Source organism: Pseudomonas sp. ML96 (assembly GCF_000761545.1).
GTDB lineage: Bacteria > Pseudomonadota > Gammaproteobacteria > Pseudomonadales > Pseudomonadaceae > Aquipseudomonas.
In genome coordinates, this window is the sequence record NZ_JPMY01000016.1 from 138,861 (window position 1) to 149,934 (window position 11,074).

At 64.0% G+C, this 11,074-nt stretch carries 9 protein-coding genes and 2 tRNA genes; 2 read left to right on the forward strand and 9 right to left on the reverse strand.

Annotation, left to right across the window (positions count from 1 at the left end; all coding sequences use genetic code 11):
- Positions 1 to 30 precede the first annotated feature (30 nt).
- The 6 genes from IP89_RS12355 to IP89_RS12380 all read right to left on the reverse strand — a co-directional run bounded on the left by IP89_RS12355 (position 31) and on the right by IP89_RS12380 (position 9,081).
- Positions 31 to 1,029, reverse strand: a complete 999-nt coding sequence (locus tag IP89_RS12355) for a two-component system response regulator (protein ID WP_043309831.1) — start codon at positions 1,027 to 1,029, stop codon at positions 31 to 33.
- On the reverse strand, positions 1,029 to 4,688 hold the full coding sequence (locus IP89_RS12360) for a PAS domain S-box protein (RefSeq protein WP_043309832.1): 3,660 nt from the start codon (positions 4,686 to 4,688) through the stop codon (positions 1,029 to 1,031). The genes IP89_RS12355 and IP89_RS12360 overlap by 1 nt, the downstream gene beginning before the upstream one ends.
- Before the next feature lie 185 nt (positions 4,689 to 4,873).
- Positions 4,874 to 6,778: a molecular chaperone HtpG gene (gene htpG, locus IP89_RS12365; RefSeq protein ID WP_043309833.1), complete on the reverse strand. Its 1,905-nt coding sequence runs from the start codon at positions 6,776 to 6,778 to the stop codon at positions 4,874 to 4,876.
- Between the two features lie 98 nt (positions 6,779 to 6,876).
- Positions 6,877 to 8,124, reverse strand: coding sequence for a hypothetical protein (locus IP89_RS12370; protein ID WP_043309834.1), 1,248 nt, complete (start codon positions 8,122 to 8,124; stop codon positions 6,877 to 6,879).
- 37 nt (positions 8,125 to 8,161) lie between these two features.
- Positions 8,162 to 8,608: a PaaI family thioesterase gene (locus IP89_RS12375; protein WP_043309835.1), complete on the reverse strand. Its 447-nt coding sequence runs from the start codon at positions 8,606 to 8,608 to the stop codon at positions 8,162 to 8,164.
- Positions 8,608 to 9,081 carry a PaaI family thioesterase gene (locus tag IP89_RS12380; protein ID WP_043309836.1) on the reverse strand — a complete coding sequence of 158 codons (474 nt, stop codon included), beginning with the start codon at positions 9,079 to 9,081 and terminating at the stop codon, positions 8,608 to 8,610. Before IP89_RS12380 ends, IP89_RS12375 begins: the two co-directional genes overlap by 1 nt.
- Before the next feature lie 146 nt (positions 9,082 to 9,227).
- On the opposite strand from IP89_RS12380, the gene IP89_RS12385 reads away from it, so the two are divergent.
- Positions 9,228 to 9,497, forward strand: a complete 270-nt coding sequence (locus tag IP89_RS12385; RefSeq protein WP_043309837.1) for a hypothetical protein — start codon at positions 9,228 to 9,230, stop codon at positions 9,495 to 9,497.
- A gap of 127 nt (positions 9,498 to 9,624) precedes the next feature.
- Entirely contained in the window at positions 9,625 to 9,915 is a 291-nt protein-coding gene (locus IP89_RS12390; RefSeq protein WP_043309838.1) for a hypothetical protein, read from the forward strand.
- A 49-nt stretch (positions 9,916 to 9,964) separates the two neighbouring features.
- Here IP89_RS12390 and IP89_RS12395 read toward each other — a convergent pair whose 3' ends face one another.
- The 3 genes from IP89_RS12395 to IP89_RS12405 form a co-directional block, all read right to left on the reverse strand.
- Positions 9,965 to 10,375: an MAPEG family protein gene (locus tag IP89_RS12395; RefSeq protein ID WP_043309839.1), complete on the reverse strand. Its 411-nt coding sequence runs from the start codon at positions 10,373 to 10,375 to the stop codon at positions 9,965 to 9,967.
- A 327-nt stretch (positions 10,376 to 10,702) separates the two neighbouring features.
- Positions 10,703 to 10,789, reverse strand: a tRNA-Leu gene (locus IP89_RS12400).
- Positions 10,790 to 10,911: 122 nt separating this feature from the next.
- A tRNA-Cys gene (locus tag IP89_RS12405) sits at positions 10,912 to 10,985 on the reverse strand.
- Positions 10,986 to 11,074 lie beyond the last annotated feature (89 nt).

The following is an 11,074-nucleotide window of genomic DNA, read 5'->3' on the forward strand; positions in this document are numbered from 1 at the left end:
TTCCATACGAAAGGAAGCCGGCATTGTGCCCTACTCGTTCTCCGCCCAGCGCTCCTTGACCTCGAGAATCTCCGGCATCTGGGCCAGGAACAGCTCCACCAACTGCGGATCGAAGTGGCGGCCGCTCTCGCGGCGCAGTAGCTCCACCGCCTCCTCCACCGACCAGGCCGGCTTGTAGGGGCGCACGCTGGTGAGGGCATCGAACACGTCAGCGATGGCGACGATGCGCCCGGCCAGGGGGATTTCCTCGCCCTTGAGGCCATTGGGATAGCCGCTGCCATCCCACTTCTCGTGGTGCGTCAGGGCGATGGTGCGTGCCATCTGCAGCAGCCCCGAGTCATGCTCGCCGATGATCTCGGCGCCGATCTGCGCGTGCTGGCGCATCACCGCCCACTCCGCGTCGTCGAGCTTGCCGTTCTTCTGCAGGATGGCGTCGGGAATACCGATCTTGCCCACGTCGTGCATCGGCGCGGCGTTGAGCAGGTCGTCGGCCTCATGCTCGCTGTAGCCAGCGGCCTTGGCCAGGATGTGGGTGTAGTGGCTCATGCGGATCACATGCAGGCCGGTCTCGTTGTCCTTGTACTCCGAGGCCAAGCCCAGACGCTGGACGATCTGCAGACGGGTCTCGCGCAACTCATCGGCACGCACCAGCGACAGGTGCGTGCGAACCCGTGCGCGGACGATGGGCGGACTGACCGGCTTGGTGATGTAGTCCACCGCGCCCACGTCGAAGCCCATGGCCTCGTCCTCGACATCCGCCAGGGCGGTGACGAAGATCACCGGAATGCCTGCCGTCGCAGGTTGCGATTTAAGCCGAGTGCACACCTCGTGCCCGGTCATGCCCGGCATCATCACATCGAGCAGGACCAGCGCCGGACTCTCCTGCGCCGCCAGCTCCAAGGCCTTCTCCCCATCCTTGGCGAACAGCAGGCGGTAATCGTCCTGCAGGATCTGCCGCAGCACCTGCAGGTTGGTCGGCTCGTCGTCTACCAGCAGCAACTTGGGGCGGGCATCGGCGGGTCTGATCATTACGGCTTGCCTCCTTGGTCGAGCAACTGGGCCAACAGCGCATCGGCGCGCTCGAAGTCGAAGTCGTTGATGGCGCCTTCCAGGGCCTGAGCCTGTGCTGCCGGCAGTGCACCGGTCAATCGTTGCAGGGCCTCTTCGGCCAACTCGCCACGCTGCAGCGCCGTACGGCTCTGCTCGATCAGCGTGACCAGCTCGTCGGCGGCCAGAGGCGCGGCACTCTCTTCCACTGTAGACGTCGACTCCGGTAGCTCGCCCGGCAGGATGGCGAATTGCTCGAGCAGCGCCGCCAACAGCTCGTCCACCGAGGCCGGCACTGCGCCCTTGAGGGCGTGTTCCAGCTGACCGGCCAGGCGACTGGCGCGCAGCAGCGCAAGATTCGCCGCTGCGCCACGCAGGCGATGGACCAACTCGATGGCCTCGGCCGTACGCTCTTCGCGCAGCAGGCGCTCGACCTCGACGCAGCTGCCGGCATGTTCGGCGAGGAAGCGGCGGATCGCGCTGGCCATGACCTGCTCGCTGCCCCACAGCTGGATGCCACGCGGCCAGTCGATCAGCAGATCGGCAGAGCTCTCCACGGCAACTGCCGGCTGGGCACCAAGCGGCGCCAGGCCGATCATTCGCGCCACCTCGGCCAGCAGCTTGTCCATTTCTAGCGGCTTGGAAGCGAAGCCATCCATGCCGGCCTCGCGCGCGGCGCGGCGGTCCTGCTCCAGCACGCTGGCAGTCAGGGCAATGATCGGCGTTGGCCGCAGGCCATTGTCCCGCTCGTGCTGACGAATGCGCCGGGTGGCCTCGAGGCCATCCATACGCGGCATCTGCACGTCCATCAGCACCACGTCGAAGCGCCCGGCGGTGAAGGCCGCCAGCACCTGCTCGCCATCGCTGGCGGTGGTCACCTGGTGACCCATGGCGCCCAGTGTCAGGCTGAGCAGCTCGATGTTCTGCGCCACATCGTCGGCCGCCAGGATGTTCAGCACCGGCAGCTCGCGGGCCGCGGCACGCCGCTCACCGTTCGCTACCTCGCCGGCCTGCAGCGGCAGCTGCACCTGGAACAGGCTGCCAGCGCCCAAGCGGCTCTCGACATGGATATGGCCGCCCATCAGCTCGGTCAGCTGACGCGCGATGGTGGTACCCAGGCCAGTGCCGCCGAAGCGCCGGCTCATCGAAGCATCGGCCTGGGCGAAGGGATCGAAGATGTGCTGCACACGGTCCTCGGCGATACCGATGCCGCTGTCGCGCACGGCCAGCAGCACCCTACCCGGCTCGCCGGTCACTTCCAGGCGCACCCAGCCGCTCTCGGTGAACTTCACCGCGTTGCCCACCAGATTGGTCAGCACCTGCTGGATGCGCAGCGGGTCGCCCTTGAAGAAGTCACCGAGACTCTCCTGGTAGTCCAGGCTCAGGCTCAGCCCCTTGCCCTCGGCGCCCAGGCGCAGCGCATCGCAGACCTGCCCACACAGCTCGCGCAGGGAGAAGTCCATGTGCTCCAGCTCCACCGCACCACGTTCCAGCTTGGCGGTGTCGAGGATGTCGTTGAGCAAGCCGAGCAGCGAACGCGCGGCCTGGCGCACGGTGCCCAGGTGGCGACGCTGCTGCTCGCTGAGCACGCCGTCGAGCAGCAGCTCGGTGAAGCCGATGATGGCGTTCATCGGCGTGCGAATCTCGTGGCTCATGTTGGCCAGGAAGGTGGTCTTCACCGCCGCGGCCAGCTCGGCGCGCTCCTTGGCGATGCGCAGCGCTTCTTCCATCTCGCGGCGCTGGCTGAGGTCGGTGGCGAACTTGATGACCTTGAACGGCTTGCCGTCGGCATCGAAGATCGGGTTGTACGAGGCCTGAATCCATACCTCGCGGCCGCCCTTGGCTATACGCAGATACTCGCCGCTGTGCAGCTCGCCACGTGCCAGGCGCGCCCAGAACTCGTCGTAGGCGCCGCTGTCGACCCAGCCCTGCTCACAGAACATGCGATGGTGCTGGCCGATGATTTCATCTTCCTCGTAACCCATCAGCTCGAGGAAGTTGTAGTTGGCGCTGAGCACGCGGCCTTGCAGATCGAACTCGATCACCGACAGTGCGCGGCTGATGGCCTTGGCCGTGCCCTCGAACTCGGCGTTGCGCAGCTTGCTCTCGGTGATGTCCAGCATCACGCCATCGATCCACTTCGGCGTACCGTGCTCGTCGAGCACCGCACTGCCGCCTTCCCAGACCCAGTGCTCCTCGCCCTGGCGGTCGTAGATACGGTATTCGACGGTATAGCTGCGGCCTTCGGCGATAAAAGCCAGGGCCTCCTCCGCCGCCCGGTGCAGGTCATCGGGGTGATACAGCTCGTTGTAGGACTTGCGCCGGCTGGTGAAGTCCTCGGCCGTGTAGCCGGTCAGCTTCTCCACCGCATCGCTGACGAACAGCATGCTCCAGTTCTCGTCCAGCAGGCAGCGGAAGGCCACGCCGGGGATGTTGCCGATCAGCGAGCGGTACTGCTGCTCGCTCTCGCGCAGCGCCCGCTCCATCGCCTTGCGCTCGCTGATGTCGCTGATAAAGCCGACGAACAAGGTGCGGTCGGGTAAGACGGCACGGCCGATGGCCAGCCGAATCGGTAGTTCGGAGCCGTCCTTGCGCAGGACCTCCACTTCGCGGCTGCCACCGATGATCTGGCTCTCGCCGGCATTGAGCAGCTGCGCCAAGTAGTCGCCCATGCCCTTGCGGTAACTCTCGGGGATCACCGTGTCGATAGACTTGCCGATCAATTCCTCGCGGTTCCAGCCATACAGCTTGGCGGCCGCACTGTTCATGCCCTCGATGTGGCCGCGGTCATCGATGGTGACCACGCCATCCACCGCGGTCTCCAGAATCGCCCGTACGCGCGCCTCGCTGGCCTGCACCTGCTGGAACAGCTGGCGATAGCGCAGCAGGCCGTTGACCCCGGCGACGAAGATGGTCAGCGAGACGGTGATCAGCGCCACGGCAAGCGCCAGGAACAGGCTGAAATCGCTCTCGGCCCCGGCCGGGTCGGGCGTACCGACGAAGCGCGCCGCCGCCATACCGGTGTAGTGCATGCCGCTGATGGCCAGCCCCATAACCACGCCGCTGGCCATGATCGCCTTGCCCGAAGACAGCTTGCCGCGCAGGCCGAAACGCACCCAAAGGGCGAGAATCGCCAGCGCCACGGCTACCAGAATCGATAGCGCGAACCACCAGGGGTCGTAGCGCAGCAGCGGCGCCATGCGCATCGCCGCCATGCCGCTGTAGTGCATGGCACCGATACCGGCGCCCACCAGCACGCCACCACCGACCAACTGCACGAAGGTGACCTGGCGCCGCGCCAGCAGCTGCAAGGCCACCCAGGAGGCGGCGAGGCTCGGCAGCAACGACAGAACGGTCAAGCCTGGCGCATAGCTGACCGGTGCACACAGCTCGAAGGCCAACATGCCGATGAAGTGCATCGCCCAGACGCCGCCGCCCAAGGCCAGCGAGCCGGTGAGCAAGGCGGTCTGCCGGTGAAAGGCGTTGCGACTGAGGCGCGCCATGCCCGCCACCTGCAGGGCCATGCCCGAGGTGAAGGTGGCGATGGCCAATGACAACAGCACCAGCCACGGATCGTAGTTACCGAACAGGAGCAGGCTGGGATCGGCATCGAGGAGGAACAGACTGGTCAGATACGACATGCGAGCGGCGACTACTGGAGACAACTGAGAGTAAAGCAGGCAGGACCGTATCGGCACGTCCGCGAGCGCACTTTAGAGGGCCATTAAATAGCCATCAGATGACAAACTCCAACCCCTTTCGCCGGCGCAGAACCATACAGAAACGAAAAAGCCCGCCGAAGCGGGCTTTTTCACAGTGAAGCTGCTTAGGCCGAGAGTTCGACCAGCAGCTTGTTCAGGCGGCGCACGTAGCTCGCCGGGTCCTTCAGGCTGTCGCCGGCGGCCAGGGCGGCCTGGTCGAAGAGGATGTGCGACAGGTCGGCGAAGCGGTCTTCGTCGGCCTCGGCATCCAGCTTCTCGATCAGCGGGTGCTGCGGGTTGATCTCGAAGATCGGCTTGGCGTCCGGCACCTTCTGCCCGCTGGCCTCGAGGATCTGGCGCATCTGCAGGCCCAGATCCTGCTCGCCGATGGCGAGGATCGCCGGGGAGTCGGTCAGGCGATGCGACACGCGCACCTCGGCTACCTGCTCGCCCAGCGCGCCCTTGAGGCGCTCCAGCAGCCCTTCCTTGGTCTTGGCCACTTCTTCCTGGGCCTTCTTGTCCTCTTCCGAGTCCAGCTTGCCCAGGTCCAGATCGCCACGCGCCACGTCGACGAAGTGCTTGCCATCGAACTCGGTCAGGTAGCTCATCAGCCACTCGTCGATGCGGTCGGTGAGCAGCAGCACTTCGATGCCTTTCTTACGGAAGACCTCCAGGTGCGGGCTGTTCTTGATCTGCGCGAAGGTCTCGCCAGTGAGGAAGTAGACCTTGTCCTGGCCTTCTTTCATGCGGCCGATGTAGTCGGCCAGGCCCACGGACTGCTCGCCGTCGTCACCCTGAGTAGAAGCGAAGCGCAGCAGGCCGGCGATCTTCTCCTTGTTGGCGAAGTCTTCCGCCGGGCCTTCTTTCAGCACCTGGCCGAAGGCTTTCCAGAACTGCTTGTATTGCTCGGGCTCGTTCTTCGCCAGCTTCTCCAGCATGTCGAGGACACGCTTGGTCAGCGCCGACTTCATCGAGTCGATCACCGGGTCCTTCTGCAGGATCTCGCGGGAGACGTTCAGCGACAGATCGTTGGAGTCGACCACGCCCTTGATGAAGCGCAGGTACAGCGGCAGGAACTCGTCGGCCTGGTCCATGATGAACACGCGCTGCACGTACAGCTTCAGCCCCTTCGGCGCTTCGCGCTGGTACAGGTCGAACGGCGCACGGCTCGGCACGTAGAGCAGCGAGGTGTATTCCAGCTTGCCCTCGACCTTGTTGTGGCTCCAGGACAGCGGGTTCTCGTAGTCGTGAGCGACGTGCTTGTAGAACTCCTGGTACTCCTCGTCCTTCACCTCGGTGCGGCCGCGGGTCCACAGCGCGCTGGCGCGGTTGACGGTTTCCCACTCGGCTTCAGCCGGCTTGTCGGCCTCCTCACCATGATGTTCCTTCGGCAGCTCGATCGGCAGGGCGATGTGGTCGGAGTATTTCTTCACCACGTTGCGCAGGCGCCAACCATCGGCAAACTCTTCTTCGCCGCTCTTCAGGTGCAGAACGATACGGGTGCCGCGCTCGGCCTTGTCGATGGTGGCGACTTCGAAGTCGCCCTCGCCTTTCGACGACCAATGCACGCCCTCGCTGGCCGGGCTGCCGGCGCGACGGGTGAACACGTCGACTTTGTCTGCGACGATAAAGGCCGAGTAGAAGCCCACGCCGAACTGACCGATCAGGTGGGAGTCCTTCTTCTGGTCGCCGGTGAGGTTCTTCATGAAGTCGGCGGTGCCGGACTTGGCGATGGTGCCGAGGTGCGCGATCACTTCCTCGCGGCTCATGCCGATGCCGTTGTCTTCGAGGGTGACGGTCTTGGCGTCCTTGTCGAAGGACAAACGAATCTTCAGCTCGGCACCGCCTTCCAACAGCTCAGGCTTGGCCAGGGCCTCGAAGCGCAGCTTGTCGGCGGCGTCGGAGGCGTTGGAAATCAGCTCGCGAAGGAAGATTTCCTTGTTGGAATACAGCGAATGGATCATCAGGTGAAGCAGCTGCTTCACCTCGGTCTGGAAGCCCAGGGTTTCTTTTTGAGTTTCCACACTCATGGTCGTCGAACTCCACATGCATGACAGGCCGCGTGATTGCGGCGGATGTCATACAGATGGGGAGTTCGCGAAGGATTTCAAGGGGCTAGGTTATACAACTAAGGTTCGAGCAATTCGATTCTGGCGATCTCGTCCGGCTTGAAGCTGAAGCTGGCCTGGCCGCCACCACCGCCGAGTTGTTGGCTCAGGCGCACGCTGCCATCAGCATCCAAACCGACAAAACGCCCCTCCAGCGTACCGCCGCCGGCCTTGCTCACGCGCATGCTCAGGCTGCGGTACTGCTCCGGATTGCGCTGCAGGCGCACCAGGGAGAAGCGCTGGCGGCGATCCAGCGTCGGCCGCGCAGGCTCACTCACCGGCGCTGCCTCGACGGTCGGCTTGGCCGGCTCGGCCGCACGCTGCTCGGCCAGGGCCGGATAGCGATCGCCCTGCACTTGCCAGCCTTTGTTGCCCTTTTCCAGCACCAGCTCAACGCTGCGCTCGGAGCCATTGATCTTGGCCTGCACGGTCAGCGGCAGGCGGCTGGCCGGGAAGCTGACTTCAGGCAGCTCGATCAACTGCACCAGGCGGGTAGCAAAGCGGCGCTGCAGATGGTCCTCGATCACCTTGGCCAGGGTCTCGCGGGAGTCGAAGCTGGCATCCAGGCGCCCGTCCTTGTAGCGCAGGCGATCGGCGAACAACTCCAGGCGGCCGCTCAGGCTGGTCTTGTACGCTGGCGGCAGGACCAGGTGGAAGTCGCCCTGCAGCTTGTTCGGCGGCAGCGCCTGCAGGTCCAGGTGCAAGGTGTAGCCCTTGCTGATGCGCCGCGCCTCGGGCAGGTCCTGCTCGGGTAGCAGCCAGCTGATCTCCACTTCGGGCAATTGGCCCTGGTCTTCCGGCAGCACATCCAGCTTCACCGCGCCCTTGGGCGCCTGCGGCAAGCGGATGACCACCTCGCGACGGGCGAAGAAGTCCTGGCCTTCGCGCAGGCTCAGCACGCCATCGACCAGCTCGGCGTATTGCGGCGTGAACGACTGGCCATTGAGCTCGCCATGCAGGCGGATATCCAGCTCGGCCGGAGCCTTGGCCGGCTCCTGCAGCCAGCGCAGGCTGAGAATGGCCTCGAGGCGGCTCACGTCCTGATTGGCCATCAACACCATGCCGACCACCAGCGGGATGCAGCCCAGCGCCAGGATCACCACCGCCTTGCGCGCAGTGCGCCAGTGGCGCAGCACGTAGACCAGGGTGATGGGCGGGATCAGGCTGCCCCAGCCCCATAGCAGGCTGGTTGAGAAGGCCAGCATGACCAGCCAGACCAGGCCGGCCAGCATCAGCAGCAGGCCGCCGAGGATCAGCAACGCATCCATTCGAATTCCTTGTTGTTATACGGTGCCCGCGCTCCGGTCAGGGCTCGTCGACCTTGAAGTGCGCGCGGGCGGTAGCGATGGGTTCGCTCTGGCTGGTCTGCCAGGCCGTGATGGCGACGTTGGCCACCCGACGTCCCTGGCGCCAGACCTGGCACTGAGCGTAGGTGTCACGATAATGACCGGCGCGCAGGTAATCTATCGAGAAGTCGATGATTTTCGGCAAATGTGGGATGCCCATGAACATCAGCAGATGGAGCATGGCGGCATGTTCCATGAAACCGGCGATCACCCCGCCGTGCAGCGCCGGCAGGATCGGGTTGCCGATGTTGTCCTTGCTCGCCGGCAGGCGGAACACCATGTCATCGCCCAAGCGCAGACACTCGATGCCGATCAGCTTGGCGTAGGGAATCAGGCTGATCAGCGTGTCGTAGTCGTTCTTCTCGTGGGCTTCGCGCACCAGGGTGTTGAGATTCAGAGCGGCCATCAGGCACCTCCCTGGATGTTGCGTTTAAGGTCGCGATCGCCCTGGGCGCCCTTGCCCATGCGCATGAAAGCACCGACCACATGAGCGATCGGTTCGCTCGGATCATCCTGGTAGGCGTAGCCACGGGTGAAGATGATGTTCTCGGTCACCCGGTAGCACTCGGCGAAGCCGTAGACATCCTTGTGCGGCTCGGCCGGGCGCATGTAGTCGATGCGCAGGTCGAGGGTCGGGCAGATCTCGAACTCCGGCAGCACGCAGACGGTGGAGATGCCGCAGGTGGTGTCCATCAGAGTGGTGATGGCGCCGCCGTGGATCACCCCGGTCTCGGGGTTGCCAATGATCTGCGTGCTGTACGGCAGGCACAGGGTCAGGCCCTCGGGGCTCACCTGGTGAACCTTCATGCCGAGCACCTGGCAATGGCGCAGGGCCGTCAGAAAGCGCTGGGCGCGCTCCAGCACAGGATTGTCACTCATCGTCGATACCTCTAGGCGATGCGGAAAAGCCCAGCATGATAGCGCCGCCACCCGCACCGATACAGTCGCGGCAAAAACAGTCTGAACCAGACCGGCAAACGGGCCCTCGAATCCTTGACAGCCTTATCCACGAGGAGAAATCGCCCATGCACAAATCATTCGCCTATGCGCTCATGCTCGCCGCCACGCTCGGCCTCGCCGCCTGCGACAAGCCCTCCGAGGACAAGGCCGAGGAAGCTCGCGAAGCCCAGTCGGAAGCCCAAGAGTCGATGAACGAGGCCGCCGAGCACAACCAGGACGCCGCCCGCGCTGCCGACGAGGCCGCTGCGGAGCGCGCCGAGGAAAACAGCGAGCCGGTGCCGCCGGCCATGCCGACCCCGCCGCCAGCCCCCACTCCGCAGCAACAACAGCAGTAATCATCCCCCAGCCACCGAATGCCGGCATTGCGCAGACATTCGGTGGCTGGAACTTCACTCCCCCGCTTCGCTCCAAGCGATACGGCTGCAGCGCTTAGTGCATCCGCATCGACATGGAGATTGAACCGTGCAAAAAACCCTAGCTTATTCCCTGCTTCTCGCCCTGAGCCTTGGCCTGGCCGCTTGCGAGAAAACGCCCGAAGACAAGATGGAAGCCGCCAAGGAGAACGTCTCCGAAGCCATGGAGTCACTCGGCGATGCCGCCGAAAACACCGGCGAAGCCATCGAGAAGAAGGTCGACCAAGCTACCGGGCATGAGCCCACCGCCGGCGAGAAGCTGCAAAGCGCCGCTGACGATACCGCCGACGCCCTCGAGGACGCAGGCGACGAGGCCAAGGACGCCATCGACGGCAAGTGAAGCCCTCGCCCGCCAAAAACAAGGCCCGCACTAAGCGGGCCTTGTCGTTTCAGGGCTGGACCATCAGCCAGCGAAACACCGGGCTGAGCATCAGCAACAGGCAGCACAGCAGACCGCCCACCCAGACCATCGAGCGCAGCGACGCCATATCTCGCCAGTAGAACAGCAGATAGAGCACGCGACTGACGATGAAGAGAATGGCCAGCAGGTCCACCCACCAGCCGAACACATCGGTGGTATGCGCCATCAGCACCCCGGCGGCGAACAGCGGGAATATCTCGATGCTGTTGAGGTGAGCAGCGTGGGCCCTGGCGCCAAAGCCACTGAGACGCGCTTGCTGCTCACGCGGATGGTGATTGTCATAACCGCCCGCCTGCGCATTCATGGCGCGGGCAACCGGCAGCTTGGCGGCATAGATCAACAACGCCGCGATGAATACGCACCAGAACGGAATGCTCATTGACTCTCTCCTTCGGCCACCTGGCCGTGACTGCAATCAGCTGTAGCACAGGATGAGCACGGCGACAGGCACTGACGCCGTTCTGCTTGGAGCCGTCTGGCTTGGTCGGCGTTGCAACTAAATTCGAACAGACCAAGACGATGAGCGGACAAGCTCTTCACGTTCTTTTCACATTCGGGAGAGCATTGTGAAACCGTGATGCTCCATGACCCCATCTAGCCCGGCCTGAGTGCCGGGTTTCTTTTGCCTGCGATTTGGCAAAGGAGGGTTGGATGCGTCGACAGATGCGGCCCTGAGGGCTCGCGGAGACAGCCTGGAACGGCTAGATGGTGCCCGAACCCGGACTCGAACCGGGATGACCTTGCGGCCGAGAGATTTTAAGTCTCCTGCGTCTACCGATTTCGCCATTCGGGCGGCAGCGCTATGAAGCGAGGGCTGGACTATATACAGCCAGCGCCAGCCCGGCAAGGTTACCAGCGGGCTGTATACCGTAAAGAAAAAGCCCCATAGATCAAAGATCTACGGGGCTTTTCTATTGGAGGCTGAGGTCGGAATCGAACCGGCGTTCACGGATTTGCAATCCGGTGCATAACCACTCTGCAACTCAGCCTTTAAAACAAAGGAGCCGCCGTAGCGACTCGTGTAAAACTGGAGCGGGAAACGAGACTCGAACTCGCGACCCCGACCTTGGCAAGGTCG